This window comes from Streptomyces johnsoniae, from assembly GCF_031845565.1.
In the GTDB taxonomy this organism is placed as follows: Bacteria; Actinomycetota; Actinomycetes; order Streptomycetales; family Streptomycetaceae; genus Streptomyces; species Streptomyces johnsoniae.
Map to the genome: position 1 here is coordinate 308,567 of NZ_JAVREV010000003.1, position 22,613 is coordinate 331,179.

The 22,613-nt window shown below is 73.6% G+C and carries 19 protein-coding genes; 13 read left to right on the forward strand and 6 right to left on the reverse strand.

Features of this window, described 5'->3' with window-relative positions; genetic code table 11:
- Positions 1-19: 19 nt before the first annotated feature.
- The 9 genes from RM779_RS07530 (at position 20) to RM779_RS07570 (ending at position 9,709) form a co-directional block, all read left to right on the forward strand.
- Positions 20-790: an IclR family transcriptional regulator gene (locus RM779_RS07530; RefSeq protein WP_311616872.1), complete on the forward strand. Its 771-nt coding sequence runs from the start codon at positions 20-22 to the stop codon at positions 788-790.
- Positions 787-1,680, forward strand: coding sequence for a nitrilase-related carbon-nitrogen hydrolase (locus RM779_RS07535; RefSeq protein WP_311616873.1), 894 nt, complete (start codon positions 787-789; stop codon positions 1,678-1,680). The genes RM779_RS07530 and RM779_RS07535 overlap by 4 nt, the downstream gene beginning before the upstream one ends.
- Positions 1,681-1,748: 68 nt before the next feature.
- Complete coding sequence (locus RM779_RS07540) at positions 1,749-2,312, forward strand: amino acid synthesis family protein (RefSeq protein WP_311616874.1); 564 nt, start codon at positions 1,749-1,751, stop codon at positions 2,310-2,312.
- Entirely contained in the window at positions 2,309-3,664 is a 1,356-nt protein-coding gene (locus RM779_RS07545) for an aminotransferase class III-fold pyridoxal phosphate-dependent enzyme (protein ID WP_311616875.1), read from the forward strand. Before RM779_RS07540 ends, RM779_RS07545 begins: the two co-directional genes overlap by 4 nt.
- Positions 3,665-3,679: 15 nt before the next feature.
- On the forward strand, positions 3,680-5,113 hold the full coding sequence (gene hydA, locus RM779_RS07550) for a dihydropyrimidinase (protein ID WP_311616876.1): 1,434 nt from the start codon (positions 3,680-3,682) through the stop codon (positions 5,111-5,113).
- Positions 5,114-6,118, forward strand: a complete 1,005-nt coding sequence (locus tag RM779_RS07555; protein WP_311616877.1) for an LLM class flavin-dependent oxidoreductase — start codon at positions 5,114-5,116, stop codon at positions 6,116-6,118.
- Complete coding sequence (locus RM779_RS07560; RefSeq protein WP_311616878.1) at positions 6,115-6,939, forward strand: carbon-nitrogen hydrolase family protein; 825 nt, start codon at positions 6,115-6,117, stop codon at positions 6,937-6,939. The genes RM779_RS07555 and RM779_RS07560 overlap by 4 nt, the downstream gene beginning before the upstream one ends.
- Before the next feature lie 277 nt (positions 6,940-7,216).
- Positions 7,217-9,238 (forward strand): ABC transporter ATP-binding protein, encoded by a 2,022-nt coding sequence (locus RM779_RS07565; RefSeq protein ID WP_311616879.1) that lies wholly within the window; start codon positions 7,217-7,219, stop codon positions 9,236-9,238.
- 132 nt (positions 9,239-9,370) lie between these two features.
- Positions 9,371-9,709, forward strand: coding sequence for a hypothetical protein (locus RM779_RS07570; RefSeq protein ID WP_311616880.1), 339 nt, complete (start codon positions 9,371-9,373; stop codon positions 9,707-9,709).
- Positions 9,710-10,081: 372 nt separating this feature from the next.
- On the opposite strand, the gene RM779_RS07575 is transcribed toward RM779_RS07570, so the two are convergent.
- From RM779_RS07575 to RM779_RS07585, 3 genes are all read right to left on the reverse strand, one after another.
- Positions 10,082-10,828 carry a collagen-like domain-containing protein gene (locus tag RM779_RS07575; RefSeq protein WP_311616881.1) on the reverse strand — a complete coding sequence of 249 codons (747 nt, stop codon included), beginning with the start codon at positions 10,826-10,828 and terminating at the stop codon, positions 10,082-10,084.
- 412 nt (positions 10,829-11,240) lie between these two features.
- Positions 11,241-11,720, reverse strand: coding sequence for a nucleoside deaminase (locus tag RM779_RS07580; RefSeq protein ID WP_311616882.1), 480 nt, complete (start codon positions 11,718-11,720; stop codon positions 11,241-11,243).
- 248 nt (positions 11,721-11,968) lie between these two features.
- Positions 11,969-13,363, reverse strand: a complete 1,395-nt coding sequence (locus RM779_RS07585; RefSeq protein ID WP_311616883.1) for an endo-1,4-beta-xylanase — start codon at positions 13,361-13,363, stop codon at positions 11,969-11,971.
- Positions 13,364-13,963: 600 nt separating this feature from the next.
- Between RM779_RS07585 and RM779_RS07590 the strand changes: the two genes are divergently transcribed.
- Together RM779_RS07590 and RM779_RS07595 are read left to right on the forward strand one after the other, a co-directional pair.
- Positions 13,964-14,707 (forward strand): sugar phosphate isomerase/epimerase family protein, encoded by a 744-nt coding sequence (locus RM779_RS07590; protein ID WP_311616884.1) that lies wholly within the window; start codon positions 13,964-13,966, stop codon positions 14,705-14,707.
- Positions 14,704-15,831 carry a Gfo/Idh/MocA family protein gene (locus RM779_RS07595; RefSeq protein WP_311616885.1) on the forward strand — a complete coding sequence of 376 codons (1,128 nt, stop codon included), beginning with the start codon at positions 14,704-14,706 and terminating at the stop codon, positions 15,829-15,831. The genes RM779_RS07590 and RM779_RS07595 overlap by 4 nt, the downstream gene beginning before the upstream one ends.
- Before the next feature lie 38 nt (positions 15,832-15,869).
- On the opposite strand, the gene RM779_RS07600 is transcribed toward RM779_RS07595, so the two are convergent.
- Both RM779_RS07600 and RM779_RS07605 read right to left on the reverse strand, forming a co-directional pair.
- A complete protein-coding gene (locus RM779_RS07600; protein ID WP_311616886.1) occupies positions 15,870-17,114 on the reverse strand; it encodes a LacI family DNA-binding transcriptional regulator in 1,245 nt (414 codons plus the stop codon).
- Between the two features lie 237 nt (positions 17,115-17,351).
- Positions 17,352-18,260: a LysR family transcriptional regulator gene (locus RM779_RS07605; protein WP_311616887.1), complete on the reverse strand. Its 909-nt coding sequence runs from the start codon at positions 18,258-18,260 to the stop codon at positions 17,352-17,354.
- A 190-nt stretch (positions 18,261-18,450) separates the two neighbouring features.
- Between RM779_RS07605 and RM779_RS07610 the strand changes: the two genes are divergently transcribed.
- Complete coding sequence (locus RM779_RS07610; protein WP_311616888.1) at positions 18,451-19,812, forward strand: aldehyde dehydrogenase family protein; 1,362 nt, start codon at positions 18,451-18,453, stop codon at positions 19,810-19,812.
- 64 nt (positions 19,813-19,876) lie between these two features.
- On the opposite strand, the gene RM779_RS07615 is transcribed toward RM779_RS07610, so the two are convergent.
- Positions 19,877-21,463, reverse strand: coding sequence for an SLC13 family permease (locus tag RM779_RS07615; protein WP_311616889.1), 1,587 nt, complete (start codon positions 21,461-21,463; stop codon positions 19,877-19,879).
- Positions 21,464-21,796: 333 nt separating this feature from the next.
- Here RM779_RS07615 and RM779_RS07620 point away from each other — a divergent pair, with 333 nt between their 5' ends.
- Entirely contained in the window at positions 21,797-22,609 is an 813-nt protein-coding gene (locus tag RM779_RS07620; protein WP_311616890.1) for a SigB/SigF/SigG family RNA polymerase sigma factor, read from the forward strand.
- Positions 22,610-22,613 lie beyond the last annotated feature (4 nt).

The window sequence follows — 22,613 nt, forward strand, 5'->3', positions numbered from 1 at the left end:
CGAGGCGAGGGACACGGACATGACGGAACAAGGACTGGTACGCCGCACCATCACGGTGCTGCGCGCCGTCGCGGCCCACCCGGGCGGCGTCGGGCTGAGCAGCGTGGCCCGCGCCGCCGGGCTGCCCAAGTCCACGTGCTACCGCGTGCTTTCGGTGCTGGAGCAGGAGAACTGGGTGTCCCTCGACCCCGTCACCCGCCGCTACCAGGTCTCCCTCGGCCTGCTCTCCGTCGTCGGCGGCCTCCTCGACGAGAACGGCAGCTATCCGCGGATGCGCGCCGTCGTCACCGAACTCGCCGCGGAGGCCGAGGAGACGGCCGGGTTCGACGTGCTGCTCCCGCCGCACGTCCAGGTCGTCACCCAGGCCGCGGGCCCCCACCTCATCGGCCAGACCACCCGCGCCGTGCCCCGCACCCAGCCCGTGTGGTGCACCTCCACCGGCAAGGTGCTCCTCGCCGCCCTCGAACCGCGGGCCGTCACCGACACCTACGGACCCGAACTGGAGCGCAGCGCGCCCGGCGGCACCGCGTTCCTGCCCGGCTTCCTGGCCACGCTCCGGGAGGTGCGGGACGCCGGCTACGCCCACACCGCCGACGAGATAGCGCCCGGCGCGGCCTCGGTCGCGGCGCCGGTCCGCGTCGCGGGCCGCGTGCCGTACGCGGTGTGGGTCGGCGGCCCGACGTTCCGCTTCACCCCCGAACGCCTGCCGGCCCTCATCGCCCGGGTGCGGGCCGCCGCCGACGAGATCGGCCGGCTGCTCAGCGCCACCGACCTGGCGGGTGCCCCGTGACGCCGCCCGCGGGCGGCACCGGGTACCGGGTGGCCTGCGCCCAGCTCGACCCCGTACTCGGCGATACCGCGGGCAATATCGCCCGCACCTGCGACGCGATCCGCGCCGCCGCGGACGCGGGCGCGCGCCTTGTGGTGCTGCCGGAGGCCGTGACCAGCGGCTACGTCTTCCGCGACGCGGCCGAGGCCGCCGCGTACGCCGAGCCGCTCGACGGTGGCCCCGCCGTGACCGCCTGGCACCGGCTCGCCGCGCGCCTCGGCCTGTGGATCGCGGGCGGCGTCGTCGAACGGGCCCCGGACGGGCGCGTGTTCAACAGCGCCGTCCTGGTCGGCCCCGCCGGGCGCGCCCTCACCTACCGCAAGGTCCACCTGTGGAACGCGGAACGCGAGCTGTACGCCCCCGGCGACCTCGGCTTTCCCGTCGCCGACACCCCGCTCGGCCGCATCGGGCTGCTGATCTGCTACGACGCGTGGTTCCCCGAGAGCCTGCGCAGCCTGGCCCTGGCCGGGGCCGATCTGGTCTGCGCGGTCAGCGACTGGGTGCCCGTTCCCGACCAGGTGCCGGGGCCCCCGATGGCCAACCTGCTGTGCGTCACCGGCGCCCACAGCAACCAGCTGTACATCGCCGCGGCCAGCCGCACCGGCGTCGAACGCGGACAGCGGTTCATCGGCTCCAGCATCGTCACCGACCACACCGGCCGCCCGCTCGCGGGGCCAGCGCCCCGGGACACCGAGGCCCTGATCCACGCCCACGTCGACCCCGTCGGCACCCGCGAGGCCCGCCGCACCAACCCGTTCAACCGCCCGCTGCACGACCGCCGCCCCGAGGCGTACCGGACGTGCCCGCCCCCGAACGCCCCACCCGCACCGCAACAAACCTCCGAACCATAAGAAGCACCCGCAGCACCCGCAGTACCCGCAGCACCCGCACGCCCAGCACCGCACAGAAGGAGCCGACCGTGACACTCGCCGTTCGCAAGATCGTGCGTCATGTCGAGGAAACCCGCATGGAGGCCGGCCGCGCGCTGCCCCGCGTCCACCGCGTGGCCATCGTCGCCGCCGTCTTCGACAACCCCTACCCGCCCGGCTACGTCGAGGACCTGGTCACCCTCGCCAACGAGGTCGGCGAAGAACTCGGCACGCTCGTCGGCCCGCCCTGCGTCGACCTGCTCGGTGAGGAGGTCGAGGCGTACGGCAAGGCCGCCCTCGTCGGCATCGAAGGCGAGCTGGAACACGGCTCCGCGCTGATCCACAACCTCCGCTTCGGCGACCCGTTCCGCCGGGCCTGCGGCGGCACCGAACTGCTGCCCGCCGGGGAGAAGACGGGCCTGACCGGCGCGCCGCTCGACGTGCCGCTCAAGCACAAGCTCAACGCCAAGACGCGCTCGCACCACCAGACCGTCACCCTCGTCGTGCCCGACGCGCCCCGCCCCCGCGAGATCGTCGTGGCCTGCCTCGCCGCCAACGCGGGCCGCCCGCTGGCCAGACTCGCCCCCTTCGGCTCCGAGACGGCCGCGGCATGACCGCGCCCGCACGCGAGGACTGGACCGCGGAGCGGATCGCCGCCGCCGACCGGGCCCACGTCATCCACTCCTGGTCCGTCCAGGGCAACGTCCACGCCCGGCCGGTCGCGGGCGGCAGCGGCTCCTGGTTCTGGGACCACGACGGCAGGCGCTACCTCGACTTCCAGTCCCAGCTGGTCAACCTCAACCTCGGCCACCAGCACCCCGGGCTGATCGCCGCCATCAAGGAACAGGCCGACCGGCTGTGCTACATAGGCCCCGGCTTCGCCGAGCAGTCCCGCGCCGAACTCGCCGAGCTGATGGCCGAACTGACCCCGGGCGACCTCGGCATGACGTTCTTCACCACCGGCGGCGCCGCCGCCAACGAGAACGCGGTCCGGCTCGCCAGGCACGTCACAGGGCGTCCCAAGATCGTCGCCCGCTACCGCTCCTACCACGGAGCGACGGCCGGCGCGATCTCCCTCACCGGCGACCCGCGCCGCTGGGCCGCCGAGCCAGGCACGCCCGGGGTGGTCCGCATGTTCGACCCCTACACCTACCGCTGCCCGGCCGGCCACCCCGACCCGTGCCCCGTGTGCACCGGCGGGCCGCACCTGGAGGAGATCCTCCAGTACGAGGGCCCCGCCACCGTCGCCGCCGTCGTCCTGGAGACCGTCACCGGCACCAACGGCCTGATCTATCCGCCGGACGGCTACCTCGCCTCGATCCGCGAGGTGTGCGACCGGCACGGCATCCTGCTGATCCTCGACGAGGTGATGGCCGGATTCGGGCGCACCGGCGCGTGGTTCGCCTGCGACCACTGGGACGTCGCGCCCGACATCCTCACCACCGCCAAGGGCCTCAACTCCGGATACGTGCCGCTCGGCGCCATGACCGTCGGCGGCCGGGTCGCCGACTGGCTCCAGGACCACATGTTCTGGGGCGGCCTCACCTACTCCGGCCACCCCCTGGCCTGCGCCACCGGCGTCGCCTCCGTGCGCATCATGCGGGAGGAGAACCTGGTGGAGAACGCCCGCGAGCGTGGCGAGCAGCTCGGCGCCGGGCTCGCCGAGCTGGCCGCCCGCCACCCCAGCCTCGGCGACCACCGCGGGCGCGGCCTGTTCCACGGCATCGAGCTGGTCCGCGACCGCGACACCCGCGAGCCGCTGGTCCCGTTCAACGCCAAGGGCGAGGCCAACCGGCCCATGGCCGAACTGATCTCCGCCGCCCTCGAACGCGGCCTGTACCTCAGCTCGTTCTCCTCCGTACTGCGGCTGACCCCGCCGCTCGTCGTCACCGCGGACGAGATCGACCTGGCGCTGTCCGTCCTCGACGAGGTGCTCGGCATCGCCGACACCCACTACGCGGCCTGAACGGGAGGCCCGCCCATGCCCCACCCCGCCACGCGCACCACCCTCGTCCGCGGCGGCACCGTCGTCACCGCGGAGGCCGTCTTCCGCGCGGACGTCCTGATCCGCGACGGCATCGTCGCCGCCGTCGGCGACGGTGCCGACTGGGCGGCCGACGACACCATCGACGCGGGCGGCGCGCTGCTGCTGCCCGGCGGCGTCGACGCCCACACCCATCTCGAATATCCCATCGACGGCTTCACCACCCGCACCGCCGACGACTTCACCTCCGGCACGGTCGCCGCCGCCCACGGCGGCACCACCACCGTCATCGACTTCGTGAAGAAGGAGCCGGATCGCACCCTGTACGAAACGTTCCTCCGGCGGCGCGAGGACGCCCGCGCCCGCTGCGTCGTCGACTTCGGGCTGCACGCCATCGTGCCGCCCCGCGACCAGCAGCCGGAGATCAAGGACGACCTGCTGCGGCTGCTCGACGAGGGCGTCAGCAGCTGGAAGTTCTTCATGGCCTACCCCGGCACGCAGATGGTCGACGACGCCCAGCTGCTGGCGGACATGACGCTGGCCGCCGAACACGGCGCGCTGCCCATGGTCCACGCCGAGAACGGGCACCTCGTCGCCCACGAGACCCGGCGCCTGGTCGACGCGGGCCACGTCGCCGAGCACCACCACCACGCCGCCCACCCGCACGCCGCCGAGGCCGAGGCCGTGCACCGCGCACTCACCCTCGCCGAGGCCGCGGGCAGCCCGCTGTTCGTGGTCCACGTCTCCAGCGCGCGCGCCGCGGACGAACTGGCCCGCGCCCGCGCCGCCGGCCGGCCCGCCTGGGGCGAGACCTGCCCGCAGTACCTCGTCGCCGCGTACGAGGACTACGCGGGGCTCGGCGAACGCGCCGCGGGCTGGATCTGCTCCCCGCCGATCCGCGAACGCGCCAACCAGGACGCCCTGTGGACGCACCTCGCGGCCGGCGGCCTGTCCACCGTCGGCACCGACCACGCCGGGTTCTGCCTCGGCCAGCCGCCCGACCTGCCGCCGCAGAAGCTGCGCGAGCCCGGGTGGTTCCCCGGCACGCCGAACGGGGTGCCCGGCGTCGAGGAGCGGCTGGCCCTCCTGTACCACCACGGGGTGGCCGCTGGGCGGCTCGCGTTGAGCCGCTTCGTGGAGATCACCGCCACCCGGCCGGCCAAGCTCTTCGGGCTCCACCCCCGCAAGGGCACCATCGCCGCCGGCGCCGACGCCGACCTCGTCGTCTGGGACCCGGACGCGCACCACGTGCTGTCCGCGGACACCGCCCACTCCCGGCCCGACTACAGCCTCTACGAGGGCATGGAGGTCACCGGCCGGGCCGTGCACGTCCTGTCCCGCGGCGACCTCGTCGTCTCCGAGGGCACCCTGCTCGGCCGTCCGGGCCGCGGCCGGTACCTGCACCGCACCACCACCGCAAGGAGCACCTGAATGGACATCCCCCTCGGCATCCACGTCGGGGAGCGGCTCAGCCTCGAACAGACCTACTGGCAGGCCGAGTACGCCGACCGGCACGGCTTCGAATCCGTCTGGGTCGCCGAAGGCCGGCTCGCCCGGGACGGCATCGTGCCCGCCGCGATCATCGCCTCCCGCACCCGCGACATCCGCATCGGCACCGGCGTCGTCAACAACAAGAGCCGGAACGCCGCCCTGATGGCCGTCACGTTCAAGACCCTCGACGAGGTCGCCCCGGGCCGGATCATCCTCGGCATCGGCGCCTGGTGGGAGCCGCTGGCCACCAAGGTCGGCGAGCCCCTGGTGCGCCCGCTGGCCGCCATGCGCGAGTACATCGGCGTGCTCCGCACCTTCTTCCGCAACGAAGTCGTCGAGCACGAAGGTGAGTTCGTGCAGATGCGCGGGGTGCGCTTCGACAGCATGTACCGGGAGAACAAGCCGGTCCCCATGCCCGTCTACCTCGGCGCCGTCGGCCCCAAGATGCTGCGGCTGGCGGGCGAGATCTGCGACGGCGTGCACCTGGACTTCCTGCTGCCGCCCGACTACATGGACATGGCCCGCGCCCGGATCGCCGAGGGCGTCGCCCGCCGCACCGACGGCGCCGAAGGCATCGACATCACGCAGATCGTCGCGTGCAGCGTCAACGACGACGATCCGCAGGAGGCCATCGACGCCTGCAAGGCGTTCCTGACGCTCTACCTCATGCAGCAGCCGCACATCGCCGAGCACTGCGGCGTCGAGCCCGAGCTGGTCGAACGCATCCAGGCCACCGCCCGCTGGCCCGCCACCCCGGGCGACGTCCGCCGCGCCATGGTGCACGTGCCCAACTCGCTGGTGCAGCGCGTCACCGCCTGCGGCACCACCAAGGACGCCTACGAGAAGCTGCTGGCCTACCGCGAAGCGGGCGTGCGCTGCCCCGTCATCTCCACCCTGGGGGACAAGGAACGCACCCTGCGCAGCCTGACCGGAGCGGCGTCGTGAAGGCCGCCGCCGTCCAGCTCACCGCGGGCCCCGACGCGGCGGCCAACCGGCGCCGCGCCCGCGCCCTGCTCACCGAGGCCGCCCGGCGCGGCGCCCGCGTCGTGCTGCTCCCCGAGCTGTACGCCGTCCCGTTCGTCCAGCCCGAGCCCGATCCGGAGTACTTCGCGCACGCCGAACCGCTCGAAGGCCCCTCCAACGCCGTGGCACGCGAGGTGTCGGCCGAGTACGGCATCACCGTGGTCTCCTCGGTCTTCGAGGCCGCGGACGTGCCGGGCGTCCACCACAACACCGCCTGCACCTTCGTCAACGGCGAACTCGCCGCCGTCTACCGCAAGTCGCACCTGCCGTTCTCCAACGGCTTCCCCGAGAAGTACTACTTCCGGCCGGGCGGCAGCCCTCCGGTGGTGACCCGCACCGAGGACGTCGCCCTGGGCACCATCATCTGCTACGAGCGGCACTTCCCCGAGCTGGGGCGGCTGGTCGCGCTCGGCGGCGCGAGCCTCATGTGCGTTCCGGTGGCCTCCGCGAGCGCCCCGATGCGGGAGGTCTTCCAACTGGAGCTGCGGGCCCAGGCCGTGTTCAACGGCCTGTACGTCGTGTGCGCCAACCGCACGGGGCAGGAGGGCGTCAAGCGGTACTTCGGGACCAGCGCGATCTACGGCCCGGACGGCGAGATCCTGGCCGAGGCGGGGCAGGACGGCGAGGAGGTGGTGCTCGCCGAGATCGACCCGGAGCACGCGGCACGCACCCGCCGCACCCGCCCGTTCCTGCGCGACCGCAGGCCGGACCTGTACGACGGGCTCGCGGCGGACGGCGCCTGAACGCCCGGCCGTCAACGCGCGGCTCGGCGGGTTCACCCCGGTGGGGAAGGCGAGCCGCATGGCGCATCGTTTCTGCCCGGCGTTATCAGGACACGTTCGGCGAAGTCCGCGACGTGCGCCGTGGGTCGGCGGGCGGGGCCGGTGCGGCGTGTCCCGCCGACGACCGGCCCTTCTCGAACACCTGCGCCTCCATACGAAGCGGGCCGCCAAACCCCCGACGGCAGTTTGTCCGAAAACCCGCGGGGGGCGCTGTCCGTAGTCGCCCGATTGCGCTCTGATGGGTGCCCTGCGGGAGCGCGGGAGACGAGGGGTGGGCGTGAAGAACAAGGAGCCGGGGGCCGAGCGGCCCGCGCACGGTATTTCCGACTCGGAACAGCTGCTGTTCGGCGGCCCGTTGCTGTACGACACGGGGTGGAGCAGCCACGACGGCGCCTTCACCCGGCTCAGCCTGTGGTCGATGGTCGCCACGCTGCCACGGCTGATCCGGACCACCATCCGCCTGGCCGACCAGGCGGACCGGCGCGCGCTGCGCCTGGTCGCCGCGGCCGAGATCGGCCGCGGCGCCGCGCAGGCCGTGGGCCTGGTCGCGGTCAACACCGTGCTGGCCGCGCTGCTCGCCGGCGGCGACCCGGCCGGGCGGCTGCGCGAGGCGCTGCCCGCCCTCGCCGTGGTCGCGGTCACCGCACTGGTCGCCGCCCTGCTGCGCGCCGCCTCCACCTACGGTTCCGGACGCCTGGAGCCGAAGGTGGAGCGCGTCGCGACCGAGCGCTACCTGGCCCGCGCCTCCCGCGTGGAGCTGGCCGCGATCGAGGACGACCAGTTCCACCGGCTGCTGGACACCGCCCAGTACGGGGCCACTTCGGCACGCCGCATGATCGACTACTGCATCAGCGTCGTCAACGCGCTGCTCTCGCTCGTCGCCGCGGCCGGCGTCCTGACCGTGCTGCACCCGGTGCTGCTGCCGCTGCTCGCCCTGATGACGGTGCCCAGCATGTGGAGCACCCTGGTCACCACCCGCCGCCGCTACCGCTCCTTCCGCACGTGGGTGCAGCACGCCCGCGCCGGGCGCGTGCTGAGCAGTGAGCTGACCGCCACCGAGACCGCGGCCGAGATCCGGGTCCACCAGGTCGGCCCGTTCCTGCTGAAGCACTTCCGCAACATGTCGGCCAGCTCCGAGGCCGAGCAGACGCGGCTGGCCCGGCTCGACGCCCGCACCGGTCTCTGGGCCTCGGTCTGGACGGGCCTGGCCGGTGCCGCCACGTATCTGGCGCTCGGCTCCCTGGTATGGACGGGGGTGATGGCCATGTCCGTGGCCGGGACCGCCGTCCTCGCCATCCGCACCGGGTCCGCCAGCCTCGGCGGAATGGTCCGCTCCATCAACAATCTCTACGACGAGAGCCTGTTCGTCGCCGATCTGGACCTGCTCTGCGCGCGGGCCGCCGACTGGGCCATCCCCACCGGCGGCGCCCCGGTCCCGCTGCGCCCCGGCCGGATCACCTTCGAGAATGTGACGTTCCGCTACCCGGGCACCGAAGGAGAGCCCGCGCTCACCGACGTCACCCTCACCGTTCCCGCCGGCCGCATCACCGCCCTGGTCGGGGAGAACGGGTCGGGCAAGAGCACCCTGGTCAAGCTGCTCGCGGGGCTCTACCTTCCGGAGTCAGGCCGCGTCTGCTGGGGCGGCGTGCCGACCACGCTGGCCGACCGGCACCAGGTGTTCGAGCGGATCGCGATGGTCGCGCAGGATTTCAACCGCTGGCGGTTCACCGCGCGCGTCAACATCGCGATCGGCGCGCCCTCCGCCCCCATCGAGGAGGACCGGCTCGCGGACGCGGCCCGCAACGCCGGTGCGGACACCGTCGTCGACTCGCTGCCCAGCGGCTGGGACACCCTCCTGGCCCGCGGCTACCAGGGCGGCCACCAGCTCAGCGGCGGCCAGTGGCAGCGGCTCGGCATCGCCCGCGCCCACTACCGCGACGCGCCCGTCCTGATCGTCGACGAGCCGACGGCCGCCCTCGACGCCAAGGAGGAGCAGCGGGTGTTCGACCAGATCCGCGATCTGGCCGACGCCGGACAGACCGTCATCCTGATCACCCACCGCATGGCCTCGGTGCGGCACGCCGACCTCGTGCACGTCCTGCACCACGGCAGGCTCGTCGAGTCCGGCAGTCCGCAGGAGCTGCTGGCGCGCCCCGGCGGGCGCTTCCGGGAGCTGTACGGCATCCAGGCCGCGCAGTTCGACGGTCTTGACGGTCTTGACCGGCTGGACCGGCTGGGGCACCCCGTCACCGGGCCCTGAGCCCGCACCGCCGCGGCGGTCGGGACCCCTCGCGGACGGGGCCGTTACCGTGCCGGTCCGGCCCAGTGGACGGTGGTGGCGAGCGGGATGTTCCGGAGCAGAGCACAGCGTGAAGAGCACAATCGGATCGTCATGCGGTGGTTGGCCCTCAAGCTCCTGCGCCAGGAGCACCCGCACCTGCACCTGATCACCCACGAGGAGGGCAGCGCCCGGGTGCACGCCGAGCAACTGGCGATGCTGGGGGAGTCCGAGGGAACCGTCGTCCGCCGGCTGTCCGCGAAGGACTCCGCGGACGCGCGGGCCGCGGCCTACCGGGCCGATGTGGTGGTCGGAACGGTCGACGACTTCGCGATCGACCTCGGGCGGGAGTCCGCGCAGGGATGCACCCGGGACGCGGCGGTGGTCGTGGACGGGCCCGCCGCCACGGCGCACCGGCTGCTGTCCGCCTACCAGACCGTGCAGACCGTCTGACAGCCCGGGGGAGCGCTGCCGATATCGGTCCACTCGACATCGAATGGCAACGAGTCGGTCGGTCCCGAAAGTTCTAGGGCGACCTCCGCCTCCCCGGCGGACTGTTTCGGGAATGTGCGCCTCCGCGAGTTCCGCATCCGGCGCACATACGGATTTGCGCCCCGGCGCGGAATGAAGGGAAAGACAGCGACAGATCGACGATGCGTCGCCGGGTGAACCGCAGAGGAATCCGCATACGGCGAACGCGGCGAACGCGGCGAACGCGGCGAACGCGCGGTCGGAGGGGCGGGGCGCGTTCATCTGATGGCGCGAGCGCCCGTGCGCGGGGTGGTACGCCGATCCGGCCGGTGCGGCCGGACCGGCGTGGCCTCTTCAGTCGGGCACGGCGCAGAAGCCGAACTCGCGCAGGACCTCCAGGATCATCCTGCGCAGGCAGTCACGGTCGGGGGGCGGCCCCGGGTCGCCCTTGGGGCCGCGGGGCCCACGCGCGCCCGGCGGACCCAGGTCGCCCCTGGGGCCCTGGAGTCCGCGCGGTCCCGCCGGACCGTCCTTGCCGTCCCTCCCGTCCTGTCCGGGTGCGCCGTCCTGTCCGTCCCGGCCGTCGACGCCGTCGACGCCGTCCTGCCCGTCCCTGCCGTCGCAGCCGTGTTTGCCGTCCTTGCCGTTGCGCCCCGGCGGCCCCTCGGGGCCCTCGGGTCCCGACGCGCCGTCGGGCCCCTCGGGGCCGCGCGGACCGCAGGGGCCGGGGTCACCCTGAACGCCGCGCGCGCCCTGCGGCCCCCGCTGCCCCTCGGGCCCTGGCGGGCCCGCGGGCCCCGGGGCGCCTTCCGGACCCTCGCAGCCCGGCGGGCCGCACGGGCCCGGCAGTCCGGGAGGCCCGCAGGGGCCGTTCGCGCCGGGCGGGCCCTGCGGGCCGCAGGGCCCTGGCGGCCCCGGCGGACCGCAGGGTCCCGGCGGCCCCGGCGGTCCTGGAATGAGGCAGTGGGGTGCTTTGATCGTGATGGGCACGCACTCGGTCTGGTCCCCCGAGTCGAGATGCGCGGTGACCCGGAGCACGGCGTCGGCCAGTGGGGCGTCCGCGCGTACGTCGAAGTCGCCCGACCAGAAGCGGTCGTCCACCGCGGTCAGTGGGTACGTCTGATCTTCTCCGCCGGGACAGGCAGCACATCGGAATTCCGCGGTCTGCCCCCGGCTGCCGGTCGGCCAGTAAACAAAAACCCTGGTCCTGACTCCGGGATTGAGTGGATCGCCGAAAAAGGCGAGTAATGAGGTGCGTGAGTCTGTCGGTGTGGCCACGGTGCCTCCCGAATTATAGGCACTCGGAGGGGCGGTGGCGGCGACCGTCCTTCGCGCTTTTCCGCGGTGCACTCGCGAAACCGGCCGCGCCTGCGCTGGATACGCCTTTCGGTTATACCCACACTATTGTCGAGTAGAGAATAAAAGCCGAAGATACTCCGGAAGAGTTAATCGTACGGTGGTAGGAAGAATTGCCGTTCGTTGCGGCGGCGCGGAAATTGCGGCGGGCGCCCGCTCAGGAGCCCGAGTGAAAGCGTCGGTGCAGCGCCCGCACTTCGTCCGCCAGCGCCGGCACCGGCCCCGCCACTCGCGCCCCGGGCACCACCTCGCCGATCGCGAGCGGTGCCACCGGAGCGGCTGGCACTCCGAACTCCCGTAGCCACGTGGTCAGTTGCTCGGACGAGGCGGCGTAGACGATGCGGCCGAGCCCGACCCAGCCGTGGGCCGCGGCGCACATCGGGCAGTGCTCTCCCGAGGTGTACACGGTGGCCGCCGCCCGCTCCGCGGGCGTGAGGTGGGCGGCCGACCAGCGCGCCAGCGCGAATTCCGGGTGCCGCGTGCGGTCTCCCGAGGCCACCCGGTTGTGATCCTCGCCCAGCACGGCTCCGTCCCCATCGACGAGCACCGAGCCGAACGGCTCGTCCCCGGCCGCCAGCGCCTCGGCCGCAAGCTCCACACAGCGCCGCAGATGGCGCAGATCCGTCTCGTCCACCATGCCCGGCATCCTAGAGCCCCGTCCGGTCGATCCTGTCGGACGGAGCGGACCGGCCCGGACCGCGGCGGTCCGGCCCGGCCCGCGGCCAGGGGCTGGGGGCACCTCCCTCGGGGCACCTCCCTGGGGGCACCTCCTTGGGGGCACCTCCTTGGGGGCACCTCCTTGGGGGCACCTCCCAGACGAAGTCTGGGGGAGAAGTCTGGGGGAGAAGTCCGGGGGAGAAGTCCGGGGGAGAAGTCTGGGGGAGGTCAGCCGGCCGTGCAGGAGCCGAGTGCCGGGGGCGACCACTCCCCGTTCGCCATGACCGTGAAGCCGAAGCTCGTCGACCCGCCGGCCTGGACGCTGCCGTTGCCGCTTGGCCGCATCGTCATCACGTTGCCGCTGGAATCCCAGGTCGGACTGCCGTTCCAGGTCGCGGAGATCTTCTGCGGGGACCGCACCGTGACGTTCACCGACCAGGTGCTGATCGCCGAACTGCCCGCCCGCACCGTGACCCTGCCGTTGAAGCGGTCACCCCAGCGGTCGGTCTGCTCGTACGTCACCGAACAGGCCCCGGGGCCGGGCCCCGGGCCCGGGTCCTCCCCGCCGGAGCCGCCGAGCGCCGTCAGGACCGCGTCGTACGCGGGCTTCTTGTTGTAGTTGCCGTCGAAGAGCAGCGGGGTGCCGCCGCTGCGCCAGGAGTACTTGTCGGTCACGCCCCACACCGTGATGCCGGTGCAGCGGGAGACGGCGAGGCAGGCGTTCACGACGTTGCGGTAGTTGTTGGCCTGCGCGGTGCCGGAGCCCTCGATGTCCAGTTCGGTGATCTGCACGTCGACGCCGAGATCGGCGAAGCGCTGGAGGTTCTGCTGGAAGTCGGAGGGCACCGGTGACTGGGCGTTGAAGTGCGACTGGAAGCCCACGCAGTCGATCGGCACCCCGCGCTGCGTGAAGTCCCGGACCATGTTGTAGACCGCGTTGCTCTTCGCGTTGATGCCGTCCGTGTTGTAGTCGTTGTAGCAGAGCTTGGCGTTCGGGTCGGCGGCCCTTGCGGTGCGGAACGCCTCCTCGATGAAGCCGTTGCCCAGCCGGTCCTGGAACGGGGAGGACCGCCGGGCGCCGCTGTTGCCGTCCTGGAACGCCTCGTTGACGACGTCCCAGGAGTGGATCTCGCCGCTCCAGTGCTGCATCACCCGCGTGATGTGGTTGTTCATGGCCGAGCGCAGGTCGTTGGTGCCGAGCCCGCTCACCCAGCCGGGCAGCTGGGAGTGCCAGACCAGGGTGTGGCCGCGGACGTCCATGCCCCGGCTCTGCGCGTGGTCGACGATGCGGTCGGCGTTGCCGAAGGTGAAGTTGCCGCGGGAGGGTTCGAGGGCGTCCCACTTCATCTCGTTCTCGGGGGTGACGCTGTTGAACTCGCGGTTGAGCGTGCCGGTGTAGTCGGACTCGCCGAGGTGGTTGGCCGCGACCGCGGTGCCGAAGTACCGGCCGCGCTCGGCCGCCGCTTCGCCCAGGGTGCTGGCGGCGTGTGCCGTGCCGGACAGCGCCACGAGCCCGCCCGCGGCCATGACGCCCACCGCACAGGCCGCGAGCGCGCGCCGGGCGCGCACTCGCCAGACCGAGGGTCTGTGTCCGCTGTGTTCGCGCGAGGACTGACTGTTCATTGCAACCCCTTTTCCCAGGGACCTGGCTGTGCGGACGCACCGCCCGGATGTGATGACCTGCCGCCGTGGCTCAGTGCCCGCGAGGGCCCGGCGATCGGCAACGATCGCTGGGGAGTATGCGCCGCGGCTGAGGGGTCGTCAACGCTTCTTTCCGGTAATTCTCGGATGGGTGCCGCGGTGTCCCGGTGGCCTTGCTGCCCTGGTGACCTGCTCAGTTGGGGAACGAGCCGGGCGGTCCTTGCGCCGCGCACCGCCACTGAGCAGCGGAAAAGCGGTATGCCTTCCGGTAGTTGGCGCTTTCGGCACCGTATGGATGCCTGCCGTGCCCGCGTCCGGATTTCAGGCGCGCGCTTCCGAACTGCCCTGACGTGCAAGGAGGCTGATGCCTGATCGGCTACAAGCGCCGAAAACTTCCGGACTCGACCTGGAAGCTTTTCGGAAAACGGTACCGGAGGCTCGGGAGCTCCCTCGCCCGTCGCGCGGCAGGCTTGAAGTTCACGCCGTGAGGGAAGGGCGTTCCAAGGCTGTTGCCAGTCCCAATAAAGCGCATTATCTTCTCTGTGGCCCGCACGACAGGACATCTTGGAAGGCAGCACAAGCATGGCACCACCCTTGGGCGTTCAGCTCTACACGGTCCGTGACGCACTTGCCGCCGACAGGGACGCGGCGCTCCGCCGGATCGCCGACATCGGGTTCACCGCCGTGGAGCCCTTCGACCCGACCGCCGACCCCGAGGGCTTCCGGCGCGTCGCCGATGGCCTGGGCCTGCGCGTCATCGCCATCCACGCCGGGCAGTTGGTGAAGGGTGACCCCGAGCCGGTCCTCGACGCCATCGAAACGCTCGGCACCGACCTGGCCATCGTGCCCGCCGGCATCCCCGCCGAGGAGTTCACCACCCGCGACGGCCTGGCACGTACCGCGGCCCTGCTCAACGGCCTCGCCGAGCGGGCCGCGGCCCGCGGCATCCGGCTGGGCTACCACAACCACTGGTGGGAGATCGAGCCGGTCATCGACGGGCGGCACGCGATCGAGCTGCTCGCCGACCAGCTCGCGCCCGGCATCGTGCTGGAGATCGACACCTACTGGGCGGCCGTCGGCGGCGCCGACGTGCCCGCCCTGCTGCGCCGCCTCGGCGACCGGGTGGGGGCGCTGCACATCAAGGACGGACCCATCGACCGGGACGAACCTCACCTGGCGGTCGGCGCGGGCGCCATGCCCGTTCCTGAGCTGCTGGCCGCGGCGCCCGATGCGCTGCGCATCGTCGAACTCGACACCTGCGCCACCGACTTCTTCGACGCGCTCGCCGACAGCCGCGGCTACCTGGCCCAGCTGGAGGCGGTATGAGCACCGGCCCCGTCGGTGTCGCCGTCGTCGGCGCGGGCGTCATCAGCGGCGAGTACCTGCGCACGCTCGGCTCCTTCCCCGACGTGCGCGTGCTCGGCGTCGCGGACCTGGACACCGATCGCGCCGCCGCGGCGGCGCGCGAGCACGGCGTGCCCGTGGCGGGCGACCTCGACACGGTGCTCGCCCTGCCCGAGGTGGAGATCGTCGTCAACCTGACCGTTCCGGCCGCCCACGCGGAGGTCGCGACGGCGGCGCTGCGCGCGGGCAAGCACGTCTACGGCGAGAAGCCGCTGGCCACCGTGCCGACGGCGGGCGAGAAGCTGCTCTCCGAGGCCGCGGAACGCGGTCTGCTCGTCGGGAACGCGCCCGACACGTTCCTCGGCGCCGGTATCCAGTCGGCGGTGCGCGCCGTGCGCGCGGGCACCATCGGCACACCGGTCGCGGCCTCGACGGCGTTGCTGAGCCTCGGGCCCGAGTCCTGGCACCCGGACCCCGCCTTCTTCTACCAGCCGGGCGCGGGCCCGCTGTTCGACATCGGCCCCTACTACCTCACCGCGCTGGTGGCGCTCCTCGGGCCGGTTTCCCGGGTGACGGCGACCGCGGGCAAGGGGCGCGCCCGCAGGACGACCGGTTCCGGGCCGAAAGCGGGGGAGACGTTCCCCGTGGACGTGCCCACGCACGTCGGCGCGCTGCTCGACTTCGCCTCCGGGCCCGCCGCGCACAGCGTCTTCAGTTTCGACTCCTCGCTGCGGCGCATCCAGTTCGAGGTCACCGGCAGCGAGGGCACGCTCGCCGTGCCCGATCCGAACACGTTCCGCGGGCCGCTGCGGCTGCTCGCGAACGGCGAGGACGAGTGGCGCGAGCTGCCGGTGGACGGCGCGACGGCCGGCCGCGGCCTCGGCGTGCTGGAGATGGCGCGGGCGCTGCGGTTCGGCGAACCGCACCGCGCGTCCGGCGCCCTGGGCCTGCACGTGCTGAAGGTCATGGCCGCGATCACGGACGCCGCGGAGCACCGTGACGTCCGCGACCTGGGCGTCCCCGCGCCGGACGGTGTCGCCGTCACCGCGCCCGAGCCGCTACCGCTCGGCTGGGACCCGTCCGCGCCGCTGCTCGGCGCCGGCTGAGCCCCGCCCGCCGCCCGCCGCCCGCCGCCCGGCGCAGGTCAGGCCGCGCCGGGCGGCGGGGCGAGGGCGTCCGCGCCGCGCAGGGTGCAGCTCAGCGTGCTGCGCAGCGGCCCGCCGCCGGTCCGGTCCAGCAGGCGCAGCAGCAGCCGGACGGCCTCGCGGCCCAACTCGTGGCGCGGTACGTCCACGGCGGGCAGCCCGGGCGCACGCCCGCCGCCGAGGTCCACCACCGCGAAGGCGCCCGAGCCCGCCGCCCCGCGCAGCCCCGCCGCCGTCGCGGGCTCCTCGGCCAGCAGCGCCGTGGCACCGCCCGCCGCCGCCCAGGCCGCGAGGCCGGCGGCGTCCTGGAGGCCGCGGTCCGCCGCGCCGTCCCCCGTTCCGCCGCCGAGGGCCACGACGGGCGCCTCCGCCGCGGTGAGCCCGAGCGCGGCGCGCGCCTGCCGGAACCCGGCGCCCCGCAGGCCGGACACGCGTCCCGGGTGCCCGTGCCGCACCAGGGCGATGCGGCGGTGACCGCGCGCGGCGAGGGCGCGGACCGCGTCGGCGGTCGCGCCGGCGTGGTCCGCGCCGGCGCAGGAGAGCGCGGGGTCCGCCGCCAAGGCGTCGCCGACCAGGACGAACGGGTACTCCTCCGCGGCGAGCGCGGCGGTCTCCGCGGCGGCCCGCGCCTCGCCCGCGTCCGCTTCGCCCGCGTCCGCCTCGCCCGCGTCCGCCTCGCCCGCTTCGGCTTCGCCTGCGTCCGCTTCGCCCGCGTCCGCCTCGCCCGCGTCCGCCTCGCCCGCTTCGGCTTCGCCTGCGTCCGCTTCGTTCGCTTCCGCCTCGCGGCCGGGCGCCTCCGTGGTGATCAGCACGGAACCGTCCGCGAGCTGCAGGCTGTTGACCCCGTCCGCGTAGACGGAACGGCCGGCGGCGGCATCCTGCGCGGCGGTGAAGAGCAGCAGGTTGTATCCGGCGCGCCCGGCCTCCTCCTCGATGCCGGCGAGGAACGCGCGGCCCGGGTCACCGTCCGCGGCCGTCAGCAGCGGGCGGTAGGCGAACACCCCGATCAGCCGGTTGCTGCCGCGGGCCAGGTTCCTCGCCGCGATGTTCGGCACGTAGCCGAGATCCCGCACCGACCGCCACACCCGGTCCCTGGTCGCCTCGCTGACGCGGATCGAGCCGTAGTCGCGGCCGTTCACCACGGAGGACACGATGCCGGTGGACACCCCTGCGTGCCGGGCCACGTCGGCCTGCGTGATCCGCCTCCTGCCGCCGGTGCCCGCGGCCTGCTTCGCCCTGCCCATATGCGCCCCTCGTCGTGCTTCCGGGCTTCCCCGTCGGCAGAGTAGCGCATTGCCCAATGCGCTTTATTCGGCGGGCGCACAGTCATCTCCTCGCGCCCCTTGTGGACTTGACGCGCGGCGCGTGGGTACCCGCACCACAAGCGCGTTCCGGTCGGACCGCGCCCCGGTCCGCACCGTCGTCTCCCCGGAGCGGCGCGGGCCGTCACCGCCCGGCGGTCGCCCCCGCGGCCGCCGGGCTCAACGCGGGGCCCGCGGACGGCGGGTGGGCCTGGCCGCGTACTCCTCCGCGAGCTGCCGGAACGCGCGGGCGGCCGGCGTGAGATGGCCCTTGCGGCCGATCAGCGCGATCCGCAGGTGCGCGGTGGGCTCGATGGGCGCGACGGCCGCGCCGCAACTGCGCGCCAGCGCCGCCCAGGCCGCGGGCAGCACGGCGATGCCGGTGCCGGATAGCACCAGGGGCAGCAGCGAGGTGCGGTGGTCGACGACGGTGGCGATCGTCGCCTCGGTGCCCGCCACGATGTCGTCGACGATGCGGCGCATGAGGCTGCCGGGGCGCGAGGCCACGAGCCGGTGCCCCGCCAGATCACCGGGGGCGACGGGGCGGCCGTCGAGGAACGCGCCGCCCGGCGCCGCCACGACCACGAACGGCTGCTCCTCCACGCGCAGTACGTCGAGGCCGGCGGCGGTGACCGGCCCGTCCGAGCCGAGCAGGCCCAGCTCACAGGCACCGGTCCGCACCATCCGCACCACGTCCTCCGGGGTGAACGCGGCCCGGGCGCTCACCGTCAGATCCGGGTGGCGTTCCGCGCACCGGCGGATCAGCGTGGCCAGCGGCTCCACGCCGGGCGAGGGCATGGTGGCGACCTCCACGGTGCCCCGGGCCAGGCCGGAAAGGGCCGCCGCGGTGTCCCGCACCGCCGCCAGATCGCGCAGCACCTGGCGGCTCGGCTCCAGCAGTTCCGCGCCCGCCTCGCTGAGCACCACGCCGCGGCCGACCCGGTGGAAGAGGGGCAGACCCAGATCGGCCTCCAGGCCCGCGATCGCCTGGGAGAGTGAGGGCTGGGCGATGTGCAGGGCCGCCGCGGCCCGGCTGAACCCGCCGTGCTCGACGACCGCGAGGAAGTACTCCAGCTGCCGGGCGTCCATGGCGTTCCTCCACCTCGTCCTGCGTGCGGCTCGCCCCGCGCGGCGGCGCTGCCGTGTTCCCTCCCCCTACCTTTACCGCCGGCCGGCTCCGCGGCGATCCGGGCTCCCGGCTGGAGAAGCGGCGCACCCAGCCCCTACCGTTTCCGTCCGTAGCCCTTCACGGAGTCCCGGGACCAACGATCGGCCTTGCATGCATCAGTACATCGGCGGAGCCCTGAGCACGGGCACCGCGGGGGAGACCGCCGCCGTCGTCGACCCCTCGACCGGCGAGGTCCTTCGAACGGCCGAGGCCGCGGGGCCCGCCGACGTGGACCGGGCGGTGGCCGCGGCGGCGGGTGCGTTCCCCGCCTGGGCGGACACCGCCCCGGCGGCCAGGGCCGCGGTCCTGGCCCGGGCCGCCGCCCTGCTGGAGGACCGCGCCGAGGAGTTCGGGCGGGCGGAGACCCGCCAGACGGGCAAGCCGATCGGGCTCAGCCGCCGGTGGGACGTTCCGGCCGCCCTGGGCGCCGCCGCGCTGAGCGCCGCCGCCGCCCGGCAGGCGGCCGGCGGCGCGGGCGGAACCGCCAGGCGCGAGCCGGTCGGCGTGGTGGCGTGCCTGGCGCCGCGCAGCCACCCGCTGCGGACGGCCGCGGCCGTGGTCCTGCCCGCCGTCGCCGCGGGCAACGCGGTGGTCGTCAAGCCCCCGGCCGCGGCGCCGCTGACCGCCCTGCTGCTGGCGCGGCTGCTGACGGAGGCCGGGCTGCCCGACGGGGTGGTCAACGTCGTCACCGGCAGCGGTCGCGTCGCGGGCGCGTCCCTGGTGCGGCATCCCGAGGTGGCCGCGGTGGCGTTCACCGGCTCCCGCGCGGCCGCGCGGGAGGTGGCGGCGGGCGCCGCGGGCGGGCTGCCGCACCTCCGCCTCGAACCGGGCGGGGCGGCGCCCTTCGTCGTGCACGAGGACGCCGACCTCGCCGCCGCGGTGCCGGGCGCGGTGGCCGCCGGGCTGCTCAACAGCGGGCAGGACGGCTCGGCTGCCACCCGCGCCCTGGTGCACCGCTCGCTGCTGGCGGACTTCGTCGCCGGTGTCGCCGAACGGTTCGCCGCCGTCCGCATCGGGCCGCCGGGGGACGAGGCCACCGAGCTGGGTCCGCTCGCGTCCTTCAGCCGCCGGCACCGGGTCGCCGCGCTGGTCGAGCGGGCCCGCCGCCACGCCCGGATCGTCACCGGCGGCTCCGCGCCGGGCGGCGGCCTCGCCGCCGGCGCCTACTACCGGCCCACGCTGGTGACCGGCGCCGCCGCGGACAGCGAGATCGCCCGCGCGGCGGTGCCGGGCCCCGTGCTGGCCGTGCTGCCCTTCGACGCCGAGGAGGAGGCGGTCCTGCTGGCCAACGACGTGCCCGCGGGGCCCGCCGCCTCGGTGTGGACCCGCGACCTGGGCCGGGCGCGCCGCACCGTGCGCGGAATCAGGGCGGGCTGTGTCGGCGTCAACGAGCACCCGCGGGACGGCGGCGCCGCGCAGGCCGGATTAGAGGCGTACACGCAGGTCAAGCACGTGGTGTACGGGGAGGATTGAGGGGGCGGGCGCGGCCGGGTCCGGCTCCCCCCGCGCCGCTCCCGCCCCCTGGCGGCCCCGGTCGCTAGCCGACGCCGACCAGCTCCACCATCAGCGGCAGGCCCAGGATGATCACCACGGCACCCAGGATGTCGAATCCGAAACCGGACCTGATCATCGTGGTGATCGGCACCACGCCCGAGCCGTAGGCGATGGCGTTCTGCGGGGTCGACACCGGCAGCATGAAGCCGAACGAGGCCGCGAACGTCGCCGCGAGCGCCGGGACGAACGGATCGACGTCCGCCGCCACCGCGATGGGCAGGATGATCGGCACCACCACCGCCGCGGATGCCGTATTGCTCGTGGTCTCCGACACCAGAATGGCCAGCACCACCGCGAAGGCCGTGATCGCGAAGACGCTGGACAGGCCCAGCCAGTCGTTCGCCTCGGTGCCGATCGTCTCCGCGAGACCGGTCGACGCCAGCAGCGAGCCGAAGATGATGCCGGTGCCGAACAGCAGGATCGTGCCCCAGTCGATGCGGGCCGCGTCCGACCAGTTCAGCGTGGCCTCCCGGCGCCCCCAGTGCGTCGGCAGCAGGAACAGCAGCGCGGCGCCGAGCACCGCCACGATGCCCTCGTCCAGACGGCCGCTGATCGTCTCGTACACCGAGGAGTCGGTGCCCGCGACCAGCGCGATCACGCCGGGCGTGATCCACAGCACCACGGTGATGCCGAACGCGATCAGCGTGTTCCACTCCGCCCGCGACAGCGGGCCCAGCTCGCTGCGCTGCTGCGCGACGTACTCCTCGACCCCGTCGATGCGCCGGATCTCCGGCTTGTTCAGCAGCAGCAGGACGACGGCGAGTACGACGAACATCAGCGCACAGATCGGCAGTGCCATGCCCATCCACTGGGCGAACGAGATCCGTTCGCCCGTCGTCTCCTCGATCAGGCCCCGGCCGATCAGGTTCGGCGGCGAGCCGACCGGCGTGAGCAGGCCGCCCACGGACGCGCCGTACGCCAGCATCAGCACCAGCGCCGCGCCGACCCGCAGCCGCGTCGGGTCGAAGTCCTCCGCCACGAGGCCGCGGTCCTGGAGCAGTTTGGCGATGACCGTCAGGATGCCGAGCGCCGTCGGCAGCAGCATCGCCACGGTCGCGGTGTTGGACACGAACGCGGACAGCACACAGGTGATCGCGCCGAAGGCGGTGATCACGCCGAACGTCGACCGGCCCACCCCGGGAAGTGCCAGAATTCGGAACGCGAAGCGGCGGGCGAGACCGTGTTTGAGCATCGCCTGCGCGAGGATGAACGCGCCGATGAACGTGAAGATCGTGGTGGAGCCGAAGGGCGCCAGCGCGTCGTCCGCGGGCACCACCCCGAACAGCACGATGGCGCCCACGCCGATCAGCCCGCCCACCGGGATCGGCACCGGCTCGGTCACCCACAGCACCACGACGCCGAGCAGGATGCCCGCGAGCGTCTGCTGACTCGGCGCCATGTCGAGCGGCAGCGCGAGGAAGATCGCCGCCACCAGCGGCGCGAGCCACAAACCCGAGGTTCTGCGGGCCCGTTCGAATTTTTCTTCGGCGGGTGTGAGCCGCTGCTCTCCGAGACTGCGGTACGTCGCGTGCCCAAGCAGCGCCTTCTCCACGTCGGTCCTGGCTGTCACGATCCACCTCCCAGGTCACGAGCGTCCGCCACACCGCGGACGCCTCGGTAAGAACCTGTCCCCTCCACGCCCCCCGCGTACAGGGGTCGCGCAAGAGAAGTTGTGTGTGGGACGCGTGTGCCACCGCGAGGACGCCCTGTTCCTGGGCTGTTCCCCGGCAGAACGAGGCGGGCCGGCCTTCCCCGTTTGCGCCAGGGACGGCCGGGCATGCGACCTGTGTGCTTCGGACTGCAGGCACGCCCGCGGGAGCGGCTTTCGCCGCCCCACGCGTGCGGCCAGTGGTCCGTTCGCTCCCGCGGTGACCAGAAGTCCACCGGAGAGGGAGCGATACCGATGCCCGCCACACACGTCCCCACCAGGTCCCGCCGCCGGCACTCGCACCACGACGCCCCCGACACCGCCGCCGCCTTCCGCAGGCTCGCCACCATGGAGTGCGGCCCGGAGCGCGACAGCCTGCGGAACGAGATCGTCCGCGCCTGGATGCCGATGGCGGCCCGCCTCGCGCGGCAGTACCGCAACCGCGGGGAAAACCTGGAGGACCTGGAGCAGGTCGCCCGCCTCGGCCTGGTCAAGGCCGTGCGGCGCTACGACCCGGACCTGGGCACCGCCTTCGAGAGCTACGCGGTGCCCACCATCGTCGGCGAGATCAAGCGGCACTTCCGCGACCATCTGTGGAGCATGCACGTGCCGCGCCGCGTGCAGGAGTTGCGCAACCGGGTCCGGGTCGCGAGCCAGGAGCTGAGCCACACCCTCGACGGCCGCCGCCCCGACGCCGCGGAGATCGCCCGGCACGCCAACATGACGAAGGACGAGGCCAAGGCCGGCCTCGAAGCGCTGCACAGCTTCGCGGTCCTGTCCCTGGACGCCGAGCTGTCCGGCGCCCCCGAGGGCGGCTACGCGCTGATCGACACCCTCGGCCGCACCGAGCCCGGCTACGACCGCGTCGTGGACCGCGAGTCGCTGCGCGGGCGGCTGCGGGCGCTGCCCGAGCGCGAGCGGCAGATCCTCTACCTGCGGTTCTTCCGCGGCATGACGCAGAGCCGCATCGCCGAGCACATCGGCGTGTCGCAGATGCACGTCTCCCGGCTGCTGAACCGCACCTGCACGCGCCTGCGTGAAGAGGTGGAGGCAGGCAGTGCAGGATGACGCC

Coding starts and splice junctions, on each gene's coding strand:
- RM779_RS07620 (WP_311616890.1), top strand. CDS start 21,797: ATGCCCGCCACACACGTCCCCACCAGGTCCCGCCGCCGGCACTCGCAC.
- RM779_RS07590 (WP_311616884.1), top strand. CDS start 13,964: ATGGCACCACCCTTGGGCGTTCAGCTCTACACGGTCCGTGACGCACTT.
- RM779_RS07595 (WP_311616885.1), top strand. CDS start 14,704: ATGAGCACCGGCCCCGTCGGTGTCGCCGTCGTCGGCGCGGGCGTCATC.
- RM779_RS07565 (WP_311616879.1), top strand. CDS start 7,217: ATGGGTGCCCTGCGGGAGCGCGGGAGACGAGGGGTGGGCGTGAAGAAC.
- RM779_RS07605 (WP_311616887.1), bottom strand. CDS start 18,260: ATGGACGCCCGGCAGCTGGAGTACTTCCTCGCGGTCGTCGAGCACGGC.
- RM779_RS07545 (WP_311616875.1), top strand. CDS start 2,309: ATGACCGCGCCCGCACGCGAGGACTGGACCGCGGAGCGGATCGCCGCC.
- RM779_RS07530 (WP_311616872.1), top strand. CDS start 20: ATGACGGAACAAGGACTGGTACGCCGCACCATCACGGTGCTGCGCGCC.
- RM779_RS07570 (WP_311616880.1), top strand. CDS start 9,371: ATGCGGTGGTTGGCCCTCAAGCTCCTGCGCCAGGAGCACCCGCACCTG.
- hydA (WP_311616876.1), top strand. CDS start 3,680: ATGCCCCACCCCGCCACGCGCACCACCCTCGTCCGCGGCGGCACCGTC.
- RM779_RS07555 (WP_311616877.1), top strand. CDS start 5,114: ATGGACATCCCCCTCGGCATCCACGTCGGGGAGCGGCTCAGCCTCGAA.
- RM779_RS07580 (WP_311616882.1), bottom strand. CDS start 11,720: ATGGTGGACGAGACGGATCTGCGCCATCTGCGGCGCTGTGTGGAGCTT.
- RM779_RS07600 (WP_311616886.1), bottom strand. CDS start 17,114: ATGGGCAGGGCGAAGCAGGCCGCGGGCACCGGCGGCAGGAGGCGGATC.
- RM779_RS07585 (WP_311616883.1), bottom strand. CDS start 13,363: ATGAACAGTCAGTCCTCGCGCGAACACAGCGGACACAGACCCTCGGTC.
- RM779_RS07610 (WP_311616888.1), top strand. CDS start 18,451: ATGCATCAGTACATCGGCGGAGCCCTGAGCACGGGCACCGCGGGGGAG.